Raw genomic sequence first — 17,510 nt, 5'->3', positions numbered from 1 at the left:
CCTGATCGAGGCGAGTCGCCTCTCCACAACGTGCCTGCACTGACCGCCGATGCCCCGTACGAGCTTCGCGCGCATGTTGGTGAAGTTCTGCCAGCAGCGTGCCACGACCGTCCTGTCGCCTCGCGACGCCGACCTGTTCCAGAACTGGCTTCTCGATCTCCTCGCCGCGCGCATGCCACCGCCCCTGACGGAGCGCGACTATGACTGGCACGCGATCGCTCACGCCTCCGGTGTGGATCACGCCGATCTGCAGCGAGCCGGCTCCGTGCTTGCGCCCGGCCTTGATTCGCTGCGCCGTGAGTTGGCGCGCCGCGGCCACGTCACGGTGAAGCGTGCCACGGCGCGCCGCACACCACCTAGTTCGGAGCGGGGTACGCAGCCTCGTGGCGCGGACCAGCCGGAAGCTATGCCACGTCGACGCGGCCCTCGGGCAAAGCCGATCGTCGAGTTCCCTGAGAGCGACGGGCGGCCCTGGACCGACCCTCCCACATTCGCCGATGCGCTCGATCTTCACATGCGCCGCCATGGCGATACCGCCAAGCATCTCGCACGTGTCCTTGAGGCGAGCGCGGCCCGGGTCGATGCCACGGCACTCAACCTGTGGCGCCGCGGCGTGAAGGTGCCGCGCGCCTCGCGAAGTCTTGCGGCGCTTGAGATGATAGAGCGGCGCTACCGCCTGCCGCCGGGCTATTTCCGCTCGAAGCTGTCGAACGGAGACCGCTGCACCTCGGCGGGGACCATTGCCGGCGTCAGCCGTGCGGAGAGACGACGCCTCGCCTGGCATCTGCCGCATGATTTTGATCGGCGCCCGTTGAGGGAGAGGGAGGAGATCCTTGAGTGGGTGCAGCGCGTGGTGATCACGGGGACGACCGACTATAGGCGCTTCCAGGCTGCCGCCATGAAGCAGCGCTATTCGATCCGCTTTCCCGGCCTGCTCGACCAATCCGCCCCGCCGCGCGGGCTGTACCGGTTTTGCCGGGAGGAGGATGGATCGCTGCCGGATCCGGACCTTGCAAGTGCGGCGCTCGATGCGCCGCCCCAGCTGGCCGAGGAGATGACCGATCTCGTCCGGTTCAAGACGGCGACGCTGACGGCCTTCGGTTATCAGCGCAACGGTGTCTGGGGAGAGGAGACGGCATCTCAGAAGATCGAGCATCTCGGTCTGATGTTCGGTGCGCTGGCGGCGTCGCCCAGCGGCGCGGTCCATGGCTTCGGCGTGCCGCTGGAAAACCTGAGCTTCGGTCTGCTGGTCTTCCCGATCATGTGGGACTGGTACATCCAATGGCGGGAGCGTCGGCGCGGCTTCTACACCGCGTGGGAAGTCGACATGCTGCGGATCGCTGCCGCGCTCACCCGCGCCGAGACAGGCTGGCTGCGGCAGAACCCGCAGTTGGCGGAACGCATCCGTCCTATTCCCAATCTGATCACCGAGCGCGACGTTGCCGCTGCCCGTGCTGATTGGGACGCAGCCTGCGAGCAGATGCATCGCCATGGCCTCGCCCGCGCACGGGAGGTGCAGCGCGTAGCCCGTATCCATCGTGACCCCTTCGAGCCGATCATCGCGGTGCTGGAGGCCGACAGCCCGGTCGCCGAGTATCGCAAGATCACCGAGGAAATCGTGCGGCTGATGCCGGACGAGAAGCGCTACCCGCGCGCGGCGGCCGAGGCAGTGCGGGCCTTCCTTATGCTGCGGCTCGGCCTGCATCTCGGACTACGCCAAAAGAACCTGCGCCAGCTCCTCGTCTGTCCGCGCGGCCGGCTACCGACCTCGGAGCGTCGCCTCGCGGAGCTCAAGCGTGGTGAGTTGCGCTGGAGCGAGCGCGATCAGGGATGGGAGGTGCTCATCCCCTCCGTCGCCTTCAAGAACGCGAACTCGTCCTTCTTCGGCAGCAAGCCGTTCCGGCTGATCCTGCCGGACCTCGGCGGCCTCTATCACTATCTGGAGGCCTATATCGACCGGCACCGCCGGGTGCTGCTGAAGCATGCGGCCGATCCGGGCACGCTGTTCGTCAAGACGGTGAAGCTGACCAGCAAGGATGCCGCCTACTGCCAGAACACCTTCTACGAGGCCTGTCGAGAGAGACAGGCGATAGCTGATATGGTTTCTGAGCTTGGGATCGTGCCTAATTAGGCGCCGGACGTTGCGCGGGTCACATTGGCAGCGCAACGACGTTTTCAGTCTCGAAGAGATGCGTCACGGCGGCGATGTCACGTTATCGAGCGGTGATTGCGCTCTGCCGACGGCTCTCGGAAATCAGGCAACCGCGCCCGTCACAGCTTTCCAATGCGCAATTGCGCGGATGCGATGGATGTGGGTGGCGAGAGCGGAGCGGTTGTGACGTGGGGTGACAAAGAGATTTCGCAGCGCCGAGAAAATCGAGATGAAACGCTGCAAGCCTCCGGCTGATCGGAAACCCTGCATCGTCCGCTCTCGTTTTCGAAGCGGCAGGTGAGAGTTTTCCGCTCGGTTGTTGAGACCTTTATGGGACCGGTGTTCAACCGTTGGCATAATGTCACGCCTGGCTGCGCCATATGAGCGGAGCTTGTCGGTGACGATCCGCCTTGGCGGCATGCCTGTTTTCTTCAGTAACCTGATGAGCAATCGCTTCGCGGCCTTGGTGTCGCGTCGGCTCTGAACAATCTCATCGAGAACGTAGCCATCTTGATCAACGGCACGCCAAAGCCAGTGCTTCCTGCCCGCGATGGAAATCACCACCTCATCCAGATGCCAGACATCCTGAAGCGAAGGCCGCCGGCGACGAAGCTGCTTTGCGTAGGCCGGTCCGAATTTCAGACCCCATCGCCGGATCGTTTCATACGAGACGACGATGCCACGCTCCAGCAGCAACTCCTCGGCCAGGCGCAGGCTCAGCGGGAACCGAAAGTACAGCCAGACCGCATGGGCGATGATCTGTTGCGGGAAACGGTGACGCTTGTAGCTGATGGCCGGTTTCTTCATCCCACCGTCTCTACCCACCACTCACTCACAGGAGGTTTACGTGACAACGCCGTAATCTTGACTCCGTCGGCCGAGAACGTCTCATCCTCGATGTGTCCGGCCGTCTCGCCGTCCACCGTGTAGCCGAATTCCGCTCCGAGCTTCTCAAGATCGACCTTGTCCACGCCTCGGCCGATCTCCTCATCCGGGGTGAAGAGGAGCTTGATCGTCCCGTGGCGGATATCCGGGTTATCGACCAGGACTTGCGCTGCCGTCATGATCTCGGCGAGGCCGGCCTTGTCGTCGGCGCCCAGTAGCGTCGTGCCATCGGTTGTTATGATGTCATTGCCGATTTGGTCCAGCAGCGCTGGATTGTCGCTGACCCGGATGACCCGCTGCGCGTCGCCGGAAAGTTGTATGTCGCCGCCGCGATAGTTACTGATTATCCGCGGCTTGACGTCCGTTCCGGTGAAGTCGGGCGCGGTGTCCATATGCGAGCAGAAGCAGATAACCGGCACTGGCTTTTCGACATTGGAAGGAATGGTCGCATAGACGTAGCCATGCTCATCCAGATGCGCGTCGGTGAGGCCGACCGCCAGCAATTCCTCGACCAGCAGGCGGCCCAGGTTCTTCTGCTTTTCGGTGGAGGGCTGTGTCGATGACTCCGGGTCCGATTGCGTGTCGAGGACAACGTAACGAAGAAAACGATTGGTCACAGTATCGATCATGAAGCAGGTCCAATTACCGCTGAGTCTGGAGCAGAGTTGAGATATTGTTCGAGCGCCTCGATACTCGTCATCACGTCGTCGAAGGTAGGCGGTTCACCGAAGATCATGGCTGACATACGATCGTAGTCCGCGGCCAGTTTCTTACGCATGGCCTCAGTCGGTACGAGTCGATAGTTGCCTGGAACGGCGCGATCATACCGATGGTCCGGCGCACGAAACATCAGCTCCTTGTGCCGACGGCTGGCTTCGGCGAGATCCCGCATGTTTGCGGTCGCTACCCCATAGTCAGGATGGGTCCATATCTGGTGGACGTCATAGTAGTGGCGTGAGTACCGATTGAGATCGGGTGCCTTCCGCTCCGGGTTTGCCTCGAGAGTTCGCTTCTCGGTCGTCTCTGTCATCGCATGGAGGATGAGGACCTTTTCCCAAAAGGTCCGTTCCGGCTTGACGGTTGTGACGCCGCGAACCGTGAGATCGAGTCCCGGTCTCATTTCCGATGCGATGTAAGGCACGATCTCCCGAGGCTCGGCCGGGATGGGATCGGGGCGGGCGCCGCCTTCGATACGCACCGCTGCCTCGATATAGCCGCCGCTGGTATCAAACACGCTCTTGTAGCCGATGACCAGAATGTCGAGCGCTTCCCTTCTTCGGTAGGCGTCGTAGCCGAAGCCGAGAGAGAAATGGCATGTTTGGTCGGCTTCTTCTTCGACGGCGGTGATTTCCTTGGCCAGCAGTTCCTTGAGTGGGCCGGAAATATATCGGCCTGCGGCCTCGTCGACCTGCTCGGCCAAGGTCTTCTGTTGCTGCGTCACGGAGGGGAGGGCGGCTATGTCCGCCTCGAGCGGCACCTTCAAGTCGGCTTTGTAGATGCCGATGTCGATATCTTCGGAAAAGCGCCGGATCAGACCATATGCCTTACTGAGGCTGGTGCCGCCCTTGAAGTAGAGACCGATGGGGTCGGCGGGTCGCCTGTTGAACAGGAAGTCGAGCACCCAGCAGACATAGAGGTCCTTCTCGATATTCTCGGCTCGCGTTTCCAGTTCGGCCGCGACGGTTGAAAACAGCGCCCGGCGCTCATCGACGGTGGAGCGAAGGATTTCAATGAACGTCTGATGCATGCGCGTCCTCGGAATTCTGTTCCTCCGTCGGCCCGCCATCGCGATCAGCGAGGAGCAGTGCGCCCGTTATGCTGGCGACCAACGGATACATCCAGGCCGGGATCGCACTGATGTTTTCGCGCAGGTCCTGGAGGATCATCTGGCGATTGGGATTCCGTTCCAGATGGCGAGCGATGCCATTCACAACGGTATCGAGATTCGATTTCTCGTCCCGAAACCAACTGAGCGCCTGAATCACGCGCATGGCCGGCCGGCCGGCCCAGAAGGCTGTCTTTGCCGAGATGCGTTTGAAATCCAGTTTGTAGATGACCGGCTTCGTCGCGTGCGGATCACCGGCATTGGCCTCGATCTCGATTGACGTTGCCCCCTGAATGCCCTCGTTCATAACCAGAATCCGTTCTGGTTGTGGTCCTGCCTGGACCGGGCTGCGAACTCGTTTGGGGTAAGGCCGCCGAGGCTCGTGTGAGGCCGGTGGCCGTTGTAGTCGATCCGCCAAGCTTCGATGATCCGACGTGCCATCGGCAAGCCCTGGAACAGGTGCTCGTTCAGACATTCGTCGCGGAAGCGGCCGTTCAGGCTCTCGACGAAGGCGTTCTGAACCGGCTTGCCGGGAGCGATGTAGTGCCACTCGACACCTGTGTCCTGCTGCCAACGCAGGACCGCGTGCGAGGTCAGTTCGGTGCCGTTGTCGCTGACGACCATGAGCGGCTTGCCACGACGTTGGATGATGGCGTCCAGCTCCCGTACGACCCGGTGGCTCGACAGCGACGTGTCGGCCACGAGCGCCAGGCACTCCCGGGTGAAGTCGTCGACGATCACCAGCACGCGGAACCGGCGTCCGTCCGCGAGCACATCGGAGACGAAGTCCAGGCTCCATCGCTGGTTGGGTGCCTGCGGCAAGGTCATCGGCGCTCGCGTGCCAAGCGCTCGCTTGCGTCCGCCGCGACGGCGCACCGACAGCCGCTCCTCGCGGTAGAGCCTGAAGAGCTTCTTGTGGTTGATCTCCTTGCCCTCTCGCCGAAGCAGGATCAGCAGACGCCGATAGCCGAACCGCCGACGCAAGCTCGCCAGCTCACGAAGGCGCTGGCGGAGCGCGGTATCGTCGCCTCGCGTCGAGGCGTAGCGATAGGTCTTCGGCTCGATGCCGATGAGGCCGCACGCACGCCGCTGCGAGTAGCCCTTCTCCTCGATCGCCCAGGTCACGACCTTCCTCCGGGAACTGGGCGTCAGAAGTTTTTTCCAAGAGCCTCGCGGAGAGTGGCTACGTCGAGCATCGACTCGGCCAGAAGCTTCTTCAGCTTCCGGTTTTCCTCCTCGAGCGCCTTAAGGTTGCGGGCGTCGGACACCTCCATCCCGCCGTACTTCGTGCGCCACGTGTAGAAGGTCGCGTCGCTGATCCCGTGCTTCCGGCAGAGGTCCACGACCGGGATTCCGGCCTGGTGCTCCTTCAGGATCCCGATGATCTGTTCCTCGCTGAACCGGCTCTTGCGCATCGTCCGTCTCCTCTCGACGGATCCTAGCTTCTGAGCGGGGTCATTTCAGGGGGCAACGTCACGGCCAAAGTTCCTTCGGATTGGCAGCAACGACAAGATCGGCATGGAGCGAACCGAGGCGGCGCTCGTCGTCACCACGGGAAACGTGAACGCGGAACTCACACCGCACGTTCTGCTGCGCCGCATGTTTGTTGAAGACGGCGTGAGCCTCATCCGCAAGCGCCCTATCGCGAGCTTCCTGGTGGAGCAAGAGATCGGCGATCGCGGCCTGGCCGCGGACGTGAGACGAGGCGCGATGGTTCGCAAGCTCGGACGGAAGCAGCAATATCCCGACAAGGTAGGCTTCATGTCGGGCTGCGAGACCCATGGCATAAGCGATGCGGATCTCGTATGCCGGCCGGGTATCAATAAGAACTGCGATCGTCCTGATGGCCATCGATTCCGTCCCTGTGTCGCGGGTGCACGTCTTCCATCATCGTCGCCCCTCGCCGACGGCATTTCCGACTGCACAGGCAGCATATATAAAAACATACCGAATGTTTATATTCTTGTGAAGGCGGGGGAACAATGAGACGGACCAAAGCGCAGGCGGCCGAGACCGGACGGCAAATCCTTCAGGCGGCGGAAACGCTGTTCCTCGAAGAGGGATACGACAATGTCAGCCTTGAGCAGATCGCGGCAGCGGCCGGCATCACGCGCGGTGCCGTCCATTGGCACTACAAGAACAAGCAAGGTCTGCTTCTCGCTCTCCAGGATGACGCGCAGGCGCCGTTCCGCAGCCTCGCCGATCACCTCGACGAAGAAAGCGGCCCGGCCTTGCTGCAGCGACTCGACGAGGTCATCTCGAACGTGTTCGAGAAGTTTGAGAGCGATCCGCGCCAGAAGGGCCTGATCCGGGTTCTGCTTCGCCTCGACATTACGCTTTCGGATTGCGAGGGCGAGGGCGGCAGTACCTTCCGCGACGAGATGTTCGGCAATCTGGCCAGGATTTTCCGAAAGGTGGTGCAGGACGCTGGGTTGCCACCGCCCTGGCTACCGGAAACGGCGGCGTCGGCGCTCAGCGCGACCATCAGCGGACTGGTCGGGGAATGGGCCTTGGGAAAAGGCAATTTCCGGCTGGCACCCGATGGCCAGGCCTTCATCCGTATGGTGCTGCAGACATGGACGAACGGATGACGGACCGAAACGGCTTGGCACTTCAGAGCCGGGTTCCGAAATCCAGTCAGTGCGTCCGTTCGCTGCAAGGGATCGATTAAAGCCCTGTTGCCCGAATCTGCCCAGGGGCCGGCCGATCTATAGCCGAGAAGCCTTCCCGTCGGCGAGCCGGAGCGCTCGTGTCGGGAGAGTAGCGTCATGCGGCAAGGCATTTACAAACATGTTGATTGTATATAAACGAACATGAAGAATTCATCTGCTCGAGTGTCTGCCCATGCCCGATTCCCGCGGTCGCCTTTGGGCGACCTGTTGCCTGCTTGCTCTCTTGTCCTCTGCCGCGCTGGCCCAAACGCCGGCCGGCGCGCCGCCCGCGGTGGGGGTCGTGACCGTAGAGCCGACGGAGGTGACCGAGAGTACGGAGTTCAACGGGCGCATCGAGGCCGTCGATCGCGTCAACATCGTCGCGCGCGTATCCGCTTTCCTTGAGGAACAGCTCTTCCGTGAAGGTGCGGACGTGAAGAAGGGAGACATCCTGTTTCGACTGGAGCGCCCGCCCTACGAGGCCGATGTCGACGCCAAGCGTGCCGCTGTCTCTCAGGCCCAGGCCCAGCTGGACAATGCCGATCTTGCTTTCGAGCGCGCCGATCAACTCCGTAAATCCGGTTCGGGATCCCAGACAGCGCTGGACAATGCCGTGGCGGCCCAGCGCACGGCTGCAGCTCAACTGCGTGCGTCCGAAGCCGCCCTGCGTGCGTCCGAGATCAGCCTTGGCTACACCGAAATCCGCTCGCCGGTGGATGGCCGCATAGGGCGCGCCTCCGTGACGATCGGCAACGTCGTTTCCTCCTCCTCGGGAACTCTGGTGACAGTGGTGAGCCAGGACCCGATGTATGTCACCTTCCCGGTTCCGACCCGCAAGCTCATCGAGCTTCAGGAGAAGGGTGGTGCCGCGAAAGCGTTCCGGATCAGGCTGCGCCTGCCGGACGGGCGCTTCTATGATCAGATTGGCGTGCTGGATTTCGTCGATGTGAGCGTGGCGGCGGCGACGGACTCGATCACGCTGCGCGGTACCATTCCCAACCCTATGCGGGCGAATGGGCAGCGCGAGCTGTTCAACGACGAGTTCGTGAGGGTCGTGCTGGAGTCCGTTACGTCACGTCGGGTGCTGGCGATCCCGCGCGCTGCGGTCATGACCGACCAGCAGGGAGACTACGTCTACGCCGTGAATGCCGACAAGGTCGCCGAGGTCCGGCGGGTGAAGCTCGGCCAATCGTCGGCCGGCACCGCGGTCATTGTCGAAGGGCTCGCCGAGGGCGACACGGTGGTGGTCGAGGGCATCCAGCGCGTTCGACCGCAAACTGCCGTGACTCCCGAGCCCATTCGGGCGCCGGCGGCCGCTGGGGGCTGACCGGAATGATCTCGAACGTCTTCATTGATCGCCCTCGTCTGGCCATCGTCATCGCGATCGTCATCTCACTGGCCGGGGCGCTCGCCCTGACCCGTATTCCGGTCGCGCAACTGCCTGACATCGTGCCCCCGCAAGTGCAGGTAACCGCAAACTATCCCGGCGCCTCTGCCGAGGTGCTGGAGGCAACCGTTGCCCAGCCGATCGAATCGAAGGTCGTCGGCGTCGACAAGGCGCTCTACATGAAGAGCACCAGCGGCAATGACGGTACATATACGCTCACCGTCAGCTTCGCCCTTGGCACCGATGCCGACATCAACACCGTCAATGTCAACAATCGCGTCCAGACGGCACTGTCTCAACTTCCTGCGGAGGTACAGGCAACCGGCGTGACGGTGCAAAAAAGATCGTCCTCGATCCTCCAGTTCGTCACTCTGAGCAGTTCCGACGACCGTCACGACATGCTGTTCATGACGAATTACGGCACCATCAATGTCCTCGACGAACTAGCGCGCACGCCGGGCGTCGGCTCGGCGGCGCTGTTCGGCCGGATGAACTACTCGATGCGAATCTGGTTCGATGTCGAGCGCCTGACAAGCCTTGGGCTGGTGCCGTCGGACGTCGTTTCGGCCATCGGTGCTCAGAACGTCCAGGCGCCGGTCGGCCGTATCGGCGCACGGCCCGTCCCTGATGACCAGCAATTCCAGTTGAACGTCCAGACCCAGGGCCGCCTGACCACGCCGCAGGAGTTCGGCGACATCGTGCTGCGTGCCAATCCGGACGGCTCGGTCCTCAAGGTCAGGGACGTCGCCCGCATCGAGCTCGGAGCGCAGAACGAGGATGCCCTCAGCCGGCGGAACGGCAAACCAGCGGTTGCCATCGGCCTCTACCTGGCCCCCGGTGCCAATGCGCTCACCACCGCCGAGGCCATCAAGGCCAAGCTGGACGTCCTGCAGTCCCGCATGCCCGAAGGGCTAAAGGCCGAGGTCATGTATGACTCGACCGACTTCGTCTACGACACCATCAATGCGGTGGTGCAAACCCTGATCGAGGCCTTCATCCTCGTCGCTGTCGTGGTTTTCATCTTCCTGGGGAACCTCAGGGCGACGCTCATCCCGGTCATCGCGGTTCCGGTGTCCATCATCGGTACTTTTGCCGCGCTGATCGCCCTCGGCTATTCGGTCAACACCGTTTCGCTTCTGGCCCTCGTGCTCGCCATCGGCATCGTTGTCGACGACGCCATCGTGGTGGTGGAGAACGTCGAGCGTGTGATGGAGGAGGAGCCGGACCTATCGCCCGTCGACGCCACCAAGAAGGCTATGGCGCAGGTGACGGCACCGATCATCGCGATCACCCTTGTGCTGCTTTCGGTGTTCGTGCCCGTCGGCTTCATTCCCGGCATTTCCGGCGAGCTGTTCCGGCAATTCGCGGTGACGATCAGCGTCGCCATGCTGATATCCGCTCTCAATGCGTTGACGCTGTCGCCTGCACTTTGCGCGGTATTCCTGCGCCATGGCGGCGAGAAGCGCGGCATAATGGGCTGGATCAGCCGGCGGATCGACGGTCTGCGCGACGGCTACGCCTTCATTGTTCGCAAGACGCTGCGGGTTTCCATCCTGTCCATCGCCGTCGTTGGCCTGTGCGCCTTCGCGATCTTCGGTCTGTCGAGGGTGACGCCGAGCGGTTTCCTGCCGGAGGAGGACCAAGGCGCCTTTTTCATCAATATACAATTGCCGGACGGCGCCTCGGTTGCCCGCACAAGCGAAGCGGTGCGCGAGGTCGAGAAGCTGCTCGAGGGACTTCCTCAAATCGCCAACGTCACCTCCGTCGTGGGCTATTCCCTTCTCGACAGCTATTCGGCAAGCAACAGCGCCCTGATGATCGCACAGTTGAAACCGTTTGCGGACCGCAAGGCCGCCAGCGACAAGGTGCAGGTCCTCGTTGCGCAGGTGTTCGGCAGCGTCCAGCAGATCCGGTCGGCCATGATCCTGCCATTTAATCTGCCGCCGGTGATCGGCCTGTCCACCGGCGGGGGCTTCGAGGCGATGGTGAATTCCCTGGAGGGTGCCGACCCCGCCACTATGGGCAGCGTCGCCAATGCGCTCGTCGGCGCCGCAAACCAGGACCCGTCGCTAAGCCGCGTCTTCACCACCTATGCCGCCAACGCTCCTTCGCTCTATCTCGACATTGACCGGGAGAAGGCCCAGGCGCTCGGGCTCGGCATCAACGACATCTTCTCTGCTCTGCAGGCGACGCTCGGCGGCTCCTACGTCAACAACTTCAATCTTTTCGGGCGCACCTGGCAGGTGCAGGTGCAGGGGGACGTGGACAACCGCCGCGACATTCCCGCGCTGTGGAACATCTATGTTCGCAGCGGGGGCGGCAACATGGTGCCGCTCCAGGCGATCGCCGAGCTCAAGACCATGGTGGGTCCCGGCGTCATCACCCGCTACAACAACTACCGTGCCGTCACGATCAACGGCTCGCCTGCTCCGGGCGTCTCGTCCGGCGACGCCATGCAGGCATTTCAGTCGCTCGCAGCGAGGGTGTTGCCGGCCGGTTATGCCCTCGAATGGACCGGAACGTCCTACCAGGAGCAGCAGGCCGGCGGTCAGACCGGAATCATCCTGGGACTGGCGCTGCTCTTTGCCTATCTCTTCCTCGTCGCGCTCTATGAGAGCTGGATGATCCCGGTTCCCGTGCTGCTGTCCGTGATCGTCGGTGTGCTCGGGGCGTTTGCCGCTATCGTCTGGTGGCACCTTACGCTCGACCTTTACGGTCAGATCGGCCTCGTCGTTCTGATCGCCCTGGCGGCGAAGAACGGTATCCTCATCGTCGAGTTCGCCAAGGAGCAGCGCGAGCGCGGGCTGAGCATCCGCGATGCGGCGGAGATGGGTGCGCGGCTGCGCTTCCGCGCCGTGATGATGACCTCCATCGCCTTCATCCTCGGTCTTGTCCCGCTGGTCTGGGCGAACGGTGCCTCGATGCTGGCGCGTCAGAATGTGAGCACACCCGTCTTCATGGGCATGATCGCGTCGAGCACGCTCGGCATTGTCCTGATTCCGATGCTCTACGTGACCTTCCAGACGCTGCGCGAGAAGATCAAGGGCCTGTTCAAGTCCAAGCATACCGTCCTCTCCCCTTCTCATGACGCGTAAGGAGAGAAGCGTTGTCCAAACGCTCACGCCTCATCGCTCATCGTCCCGGACGCGCAATCTTCCAGAAGCGCTTCCCGGGCCTTCTCGAATTCTGTCAGGCCGCCGCCGCGGCGGGCCGCAAACGATCTGCTCGACGTTTTCCCAACCCCTCCGACCCGCGACGCATTGTTGTGCTTGGCGCGATGCTGATCACGTCAGCGGCGCTGGGCTTGGCACATCTCGTCTTCGGCAATTGGATTCCCGATTACATCCCCGGCATTGCGGCGATCTTCGGAGGCGCGTTGCTCAGTATCGGGATTTTCCGCATCGCCAGGCCAGCTTTCTACCTCGACTGGATCATGGTCGGGCTCATCTATACAGGGCTCGGCGTCCTCCTGTCGGGGCAGCCCGGGCTGGTTCCAACCGAAAGCTTCGTCCTGTTCTGCACGGTTTTTCTCGTTTCCGCGCTTTTGCGCCTATGGCTCGGCACAACCTGCGCCAATGACAACGGGAGGGTATGGCTCACGGCCGGGGCTGGCACCGGACTGTTCTGTGTGGTCTGGCTCGTGGCCACGCGTGTCGCGGCCATGCGGATCGATCCCGATATCGTTCTGTGTGTCGATCTTTCGATGTATGGCGTGTCGATCGCTCGTTTTGGCTACTCGCTGCGAAGGCCGGCAGAATAGCTACGATACCCTGCCGGGCGCGCGATATTGCGGAGGCCGGGCAATCACAGATGCGGGTATCGACAACGCCAGGAAGACGGAGCGGCGACGTCATGTGGATATCGTTGAGAGGCAGGCTAGTCGACGTACTCAAAGCCGTCGCGCCTCTTGTCGGAATGATCTGCGTGCTGCAGGTCGCAATCGTGCAGGCTCCAACAGATCTGTTCCTGCAGTTTCTCGCCGGTTCTGCCCTCACGGTCGTGGGCATGATGCTGCTCTTTGTGGGAATCGATCTCGGGATTCTGCCCATGGGCCGCTTCGTGGGCGCCGAGATGCCGAAGAAGGGATCGGTCGCGCTGGTCGCCGCGGTGACGTTCGCCCTTGCCTTCGCGACAACCGTGGCGGAACCCGATGTGCTCGTTCTCGCCAGCCAGGTCGAGGCGCTCGCTGGTGCCGCGTCGGGGGGCGCGGCCGTCGTGCTCATTGCATTCGGTGTCGCCCTGTTCGCTGCCATGGCGATCGTGCGGACGATCCTCGGCTGGTCGATGCGGGTCATGCTGGCGGCAGCTTACGGGCTCGTCATAGCTCTGTCCCTGGTGTCACCGGCGGCGATCGTTCCCCTGGCCTTCGATGCAGGCAGCGTGACAACGGGCGTGCTTTCGGCCCCGGTACTGATCGCCCTGGCGGTGGGCATGAGCTCGGTGCTCGCGGGCCGCTCGGCGGTGTCCGACGGCTTCGGGCTCCTCGGTTTCGCCTCCGTCGGCCCGATCATCATCGTGCTGCTGATGGGGATCATGCAGCGATGACCGGGGAATGGATCGCGGAGATCGAAAGCACGGGCGTGAGCGTGGTGGTCGCCATTATCCCGCTTTGCGTGCTCTTCCTGCTCTTTCAGGTCTTCCTGCTCAAATTGCCGCTGCGGGAGGTCGCCGATATCCTCAAGGGGACGGTGATCGCGGCGGTCGGGCTGTTCCTGTTCCTGCTTGGCATCGGCATCGGTTTCCTGCCGTTCGGCCGGGCGGTGGGCGCGGCCCTCGGCAGGCTGGAAGAGACGTGGCTCTTCGTGCTGGCCGGGCTCCTGCTCGGGTTGCTCACGGCATGGGGGGAGCCGGCGGTGCGTATCCTCGCCCGTCAGGTGGAAGAAGCCTCGAGCGGCTCGATCCGAGGCCGGCTTGTGCTGTATGCCGTCTGCATCGGCGTCGCTGTCTGGGTCGGCCTCGGCATGCTGCGGATCGCCTATGGGATTCCGCTCCTCTATCTGTTAGTTCCCGGCTATCTCCTGGTCATCGTCCTTATGTGGTTCAGCGACAGGGACTTCGTCATGATCGCCGCGGATGCCGGCGGTGTCGCGACCGGACCGCTCGCCAACAGTTTCCTTCTGGCCCTTGCCCTCGGCGCGTCCGCGGCGATTGGCGACCAGGATCCCGTCGTTCACGGCTTCGGCTTCGTGGCGCTGATCGCGCTCGCGCCGATCACATCGGTCATGGCACTTGGATTTCTCGTCCAGCTGAAGAGCTCTATCAAGGAGTAGGGGACATGCAGAACCCGTGCCTCATCGTCAGCATCGTCCGCAAGGGATGGGGCGATACGGTGCTGAAGGCCACGATGGACGTCGGCGCCCACGGCGGCACGGTGCTGTTCGGGCGTGGCATCGGCCGCAACGAGCAGCAGCGCGTCTTCGGCATCCAGATCGAACCGGAGAAGGAGATCGTCCTGACGGTGATCGACGAGGAATTGAAGGAAACGATGCTTCAGGAGATCGTCCAAGCGGCGGAGCTCACCGTGCCCGGCAATGGCCTTGCTTTCATCGTGCCGGTGGAGGCCGTGACGGGCATCGTCCATCTGGTTGAAGGCCCTGCGCCCTAACCACCTCCGATGCTGCACGCCGTTCCTATCGGCGCCTTCAGGCCGGTTGGCGCGAGCCGGCGTGGATCACGACACGAAAAGCCAAGGACGCCGTCTGACGCCATGCCCGCCACCTCTGCCCATCCGACGATTGACGATCCCTACCGGCACCCCGCCGAACAGGTCCTTGCCGCCCTCGGGAGCAAGCCCCGCACCGGTCTCGATCCGGCCGAGGCGAAGCGCCGTCTGGCGCAATATGGCGCCAACGAGCTCGACGTCGCACCGCCTCGCCCGCAATGGCTGAAGTTCCTCGACCAGTTCACCGACATGCTGGTGCTGCTCCTGCTTGTCGCGGCGCTGATCTCCGCGGCGATCTGGCTCTATGAGGGCGACGCGCCTGTCCCCTACGAGGCCCTGGCGATCTTTGCGATCGTGATCCTCAACGCCCTGATGGGCTATATCCAGGAGGCTAGGGCGGAGCGCGCGGCGGCGGCCCTGCGGCAAATCTCCGCCACCCGCTCCAACGTCGTCCGCGGCGGCGTCCGGCAGAGCCTTCCGGCGGCCGATCTCGTGCCTGGCGACATCATCGTCCTCACCGAAGGCGATACCATCCCGGCCGATGCGCGGCTGATCCAGTCGACGGCGCTGCAGACGGTCGAGGCGGCGCTGACCGGCGAGAGTGTGCCGGTCCTGAAGGACATCGTCGCGATCCCCGGCGCGGCCGATCTTGGCGACCGGCACAATATGGTCTTCAGCGGGACGACGGCGGTCTACGGGCACGGCACCGCGGTCGTGACCGCGACCGGCATGCGCACCACAATGGGCCAGATCGCCGGCATGCTGGAGAAGGCGCCGAACGAAGTCACCCCGCTGCAGCGGGAGCTCGATCGGGTCGGCAAGGTGCTGGCGCTCATCGTCGTCGTCATCGCGGTGGCGATGATCGGCACCATCTTCCTGGTCGAGGACATCCGGACCTTCTCCGAGGTCTTCGAGGTGCTCATCCTCGGCGTCGCGCTCGCAGTCGCCGCGGTCCCGGAGGGATTGCCGGCGGTGGTCACCGCCGTGCTGTCGGTCGGCATGCAACGCATGGCCCGAAACCGGGCGATCATCCGCCGTCTGTCGGCGGTCGAGACGCTGGGCTCGGCGACTGTCATCGCTTCCGACAAGACCGGTACCCTGACGAAGAACGAGATGACGGTGCGCCGGGTGGTAACGGCGAGCGGCCGCGCGAACCTGTCGGGAACCGGCTACGCGCCCCATGGCGAGGTGGAGCTGGTGGGGAGAGGCGGGTCCGGCGAGCGGGTCCAGCTCGAATTGGTCCGCGCATTGACGGCGGCAGAACGCGCCAACAATGCGGTGCTGCGCGAGGGCGACGACGGGTGGATGGTTCAGGGCGACCCGACGGAGGGTGCGCTCATCGCCGCCGCCCGCAAGGCCGGATTGCAGCAGGCAAAGCTCGATGCCCGCTTCGGTCGGGTCGGCGAGCTGCCGTTCTCCTCCGAACGCAAGCTGATGAGCACGATCCACACCGACGCGGAGCGGCCCGAGCGCCTGATCATGGTGACCAAGGGCGCCCCGGACGTACTTCTTGCGCACTGCACCCACGAACTTGTCGGCGAGGAGGATGTCGCGCTGACCGACGCGCGCCGGGCCGAGATCATGGCCGGCAACGACGCGCTCGCCGAGGAGGCGCTGCGCACGCTCGGTGTCGCGTTCCGCTCGCTGCCGGCCGAGGGACGGGAGGCCGATGCTTTCAAGGAGGAGGCCGAGCGTGACCTCGTCTTCATCGGACTGATCGGTATGATCGACCCGCCGCGGCCGGAAGCACACGAGGCAGTGGCGCGGGCGCGGGCCGCCGGCATCCGCTCCATCATGATCACCGGCGACCATCCCAAGACGGCGGCCGTCATCGCGGGAGAGCTCGGTATCGCCGGAGAGGGCCGCGCGGTCACCGGCGCGCAGCTCCAGCACATGAGCGACGAGGATCTCGACCGTACTGTCCGGGTGGTCTCGGTCTATGCCCGCGTCAATCCCGAGCACAAGCTCAGGATCGTCAGGGCGCTCCAGCGCGGCGGCGAGACGGTTGCCATGACCGGCGATGGTGTCAACGACGCGCCGGCGCTGAAGGCGGCCGACATCGGCATCGCGATGGGGATCACCGGCACCGACGTCTCCAAGGAGGCGGCGGACATGGTGCTGGCAGACGATAATTTCGCCACCATCGTCGCCGCCGTCGGGGAGGGCCGGGCGATCTTCTCCAACATTCGCAAGTTCCTGCGCTATCTCCTCTCCTCAAACATCGGCGAGGTCATGACGATGTTCTTCGGCGTGCTGCTTGCCGAGGCGATTGGGCTCTCGACCGCCGCGACGGGCAATGTGGCGTTGCCGCTGCTGGCGACGCAGATCCTCTGGATCAATCTCGTCACCGACGGGGCGCCGGCGCTCGCCATCGGCGTCGACCCGGCGGATGACGACGTGATGCGCCACCCGCCCCGTCCGCATGGCGAGGGCGTCATCACCGGCCGGATGTGGGCCGGGATCATCTTCGTAGGCGCGATCATGGCGACCGGCACGCTCATCGTGCTCGACGCCGCGCTTCCCGGCGGTTGGATCGAGGGATCGGGCACGATAGCCTACGGCCAGACGATGGCTTTCACCACACTCGTCATGTTCCAACTCTTCAACGTTTTCAATGCGCGTTCCGACGAGAGCAGCGCCCTTCATCGTCCGTTCCGCAACCGGTGGCTTCTGGTCGCCGTGGTCGTCTCGCTGCTGCTCCATGCCGTCGTGATCTACACGCCAGTTCTTCAGGATGCGTTCTCCACCGTCGCACTCAGTGCCGGCGACTGGTTTTTCTGCGCTGCGGTCGCAAGCTCGGTGCTGTGGTTGCGCGAAATGGAGAAGGCCGTGATGAGCAGTCTGCCCTGGGGCGATATCGGTGTCGGCTTATGGGGGCGAAAAGGTGCGTAATACGTGCTCGCCCGGCTTCTCCGCCCTGTTCCCGTCGCTGCACCGAGGCTTGGCAA

General features: G+C 63.6%; 14 protein-coding genes and 1 pseudogene. 10 read left to right on the top strand and 5 right to left on the bottom strand.

Features of this window, described 5'->3' with window-relative positions; translation table 11 throughout:
- Nucleotides 1-73: 73 nt before the first annotated feature.
- Nucleotides 74-2,131: a hypothetical protein gene (locus AAC979_RS22995; protein WP_371349308.1), complete on the top strand. Its 2,058-nt coding sequence runs from the start codon at nucleotides 74-76 to the stop codon at nucleotides 2,129-2,131.
- A gap of 123 nt (nucleotides 2,132-2,254) precedes the next feature.
- Here AAC979_RS22995 and AAC979_RS22990 read toward each other — a convergent pair whose 3' ends face one another.
- From AAC979_RS22990 to AAC979_RS22970, 5 genes and pseudogenes are all read right to left on the bottom strand, one after another.
- Nucleotides 2,255-2,959: an IS6 family transposase gene (locus AAC979_RS22990; RefSeq protein WP_050746584.1), complete on the bottom strand. Its 705-nt coding sequence runs from the start codon at nucleotides 2,957-2,959 to the stop codon at nucleotides 2,255-2,257.
- A gap of 50 nt (nucleotides 2,960-3,009) precedes the next feature.
- Nucleotides 3,010-3,666: pseudogene (gene pepT, locus AAC979_RS22985) on the bottom strand (tripeptide aminopeptidase PepT); the annotation flags it as partial.
- Nucleotides 3,663-4,784, bottom strand: coding sequence for a nucleotidyl transferase AbiEii/AbiGii toxin family protein (locus tag AAC979_RS22980; RefSeq protein ID WP_371349307.1), 1,122 nt, complete (start codon nucleotides 4,782-4,784; stop codon nucleotides 3,663-3,665). The gene AAC979_RS22980 and the pseudogene pepT, both read right to left, overlap by 4 nt.
- Nucleotides 4,765-5,169, bottom strand: a complete 405-nt coding sequence (locus AAC979_RS22975; protein ID WP_371349306.1) for a hypothetical protein — start codon at nucleotides 5,167-5,169, stop codon at nucleotides 4,765-4,767. The genes AAC979_RS22980 and AAC979_RS22975 overlap by 20 nt, the downstream gene beginning before the upstream one ends.
- A protein-coding gene (locus AAC979_RS22970) for an IS3 family transposase (protein WP_371346076.1) occupies nucleotides 5,166-6,277 on the bottom strand; the annotation gives its coding sequence in 2 pieces (ribosomal slippage) (nucleotides 5,166-6,022 and nucleotides 6,022-6,277; 1,113 coding nt in all). The genes AAC979_RS22975 and AAC979_RS22970 overlap by 4 nt, the downstream gene beginning before the upstream one ends.
- Nucleotides 6,278-6,380: 103 nt before the next feature.
- Here AAC979_RS22970 and AAC979_RS22965 point away from each other — a divergent pair.
- The 9 genes from AAC979_RS22965 to AAC979_RS22925 all read left to right on the top strand — a co-directional run bounded on the left by AAC979_RS22965 (nucleotide 6,381) and on the right by AAC979_RS22925 (nucleotide 17,454).
- A complete protein-coding gene (locus AAC979_RS22965) occupies nucleotides 6,381-6,848 on the top strand; it encodes a hypothetical protein (protein WP_371349305.1) in 468 nt (155 codons plus the stop codon).
- Complete coding sequence (locus AAC979_RS22960; protein ID WP_371349304.1) at nucleotides 6,845-7,453, top strand: TetR/AcrR family transcriptional regulator; 609 nt, start codon at nucleotides 6,845-6,847, stop codon at nucleotides 7,451-7,453. Before AAC979_RS22965 ends, AAC979_RS22960 begins: the two co-directional genes overlap by 4 nt.
- Before the next feature lie 253 nt (nucleotides 7,454-7,706).
- Complete coding sequence (locus tag AAC979_RS22955; protein WP_371349303.1) at nucleotides 7,707-8,840, top strand: efflux RND transporter periplasmic adaptor subunit; 1,134 nt, start codon at nucleotides 7,707-7,709, stop codon at nucleotides 8,838-8,840.
- A 5-nt stretch (nucleotides 8,841-8,845) separates the two neighbouring features.
- Nucleotides 8,846-11,995 (top strand): efflux RND transporter permease subunit, encoded by a 3,150-nt coding sequence (locus AAC979_RS22950; RefSeq protein ID WP_371349302.1) that lies wholly within the window; start codon nucleotides 8,846-8,848, stop codon nucleotides 11,993-11,995.
- A gap of 11 nt (nucleotides 11,996-12,006) precedes the next feature.
- A complete protein-coding gene (locus AAC979_RS22945; protein ID WP_371349301.1) occupies nucleotides 12,007-12,660 on the top strand; it encodes a hypothetical protein in 654 nt (217 codons plus the stop codon).
- 50 nt (nucleotides 12,661-12,710) lie between these two features.
- Nucleotides 12,711-13,445 (top strand): DUF1538 domain-containing protein, encoded by a 735-nt coding sequence (locus AAC979_RS22940; RefSeq protein ID WP_371349300.1) that lies wholly within the window; start codon nucleotides 12,711-12,713, stop codon nucleotides 13,443-13,445.
- Nucleotides 13,442-14,170, top strand: a complete 729-nt coding sequence (locus tag AAC979_RS22935) for a DUF1538 domain-containing protein (protein ID WP_371349299.1) — start codon at nucleotides 13,442-13,444, stop codon at nucleotides 14,168-14,170. The genes AAC979_RS22940 and AAC979_RS22935 overlap by 4 nt, the downstream gene beginning before the upstream one ends.
- A gap of 5 nt (nucleotides 14,171-14,175) precedes the next feature.
- Complete coding sequence (locus AAC979_RS22930) at nucleotides 14,176-14,505, top strand: P-II family nitrogen regulator (protein WP_371349298.1); 330 nt, start codon at nucleotides 14,176-14,178, stop codon at nucleotides 14,503-14,505.
- Nucleotides 14,506-14,607: 102 nt separating this feature from the next.
- Nucleotides 14,608-17,454, top strand: coding sequence for a cation-translocating P-type ATPase (locus tag AAC979_RS22925; RefSeq protein ID WP_371349297.1), 2,847 nt, complete (start codon nucleotides 14,608-14,610; stop codon nucleotides 17,452-17,454).
- The last annotated feature ends 56 nt before the right edge of the window (nucleotides 17,455-17,510 follow it).

Origin of the sequence: Ancylobacter sp. IITR112 (assembly GCF_041415945.1) — a bacterium.
In the GTDB taxonomy this organism is placed as follows: domain Bacteria; phylum Pseudomonadota; class Alphaproteobacteria; order Rhizobiales; family Xanthobacteraceae; genus Ancylobacter.
Note: the sequence above shows the minus strand (reverse complement) of the source record. Positions and strands in the feature narration are given on the sequence as shown.